The 293-nt window shown below is 56.0% G+C and carries 1 protein-coding gene; it reads right to left on the reverse strand.

Annotated features, from left to right (window positions below):
* Positions 1-293 (reverse strand): replication endonuclease (locus NXS07_RS21145; RefSeq protein ID WP_258087650.1); only part of this gene is annotated, 293 nt, incomplete at both ends.

The following is a 293-nucleotide window of genomic DNA, read 5'->3' on the forward strand; positions in this document are numbered from 1 at the left end:
ATCTGGTCAGCAATACTGATACTGCGCAGGCGGCGGCACTCGCGATACGCCCCTTTAGAGGGCAGGTTATAGAAATGGAATTGCGGGATACGCCATGTTGACGCCCACGCTGTCACGGCGGAGGCGGCATCTTTCAACGGCTTACCGGTTTCCTTATCGATCAGGCCATCCAGGGCGTAACCGTCAATATTCTTGGCGATGTATTTCGCGATATAGCCCACTGCGCCGCCCCGGTTCATGTGCCGGCATTCAAAGCGGTACTTTTTCGCGCCCCGTTCATCGCCATCTTCTTG

The organism is Xenorhabdus bovienii (genome assembly GCF_024721015.1).
In the GTDB taxonomy this organism is placed as follows: Bacteria; Pseudomonadota; Gammaproteobacteria; order Enterobacterales; family Enterobacteriaceae; genus Xenorhabdus; species Xenorhabdus bovienii.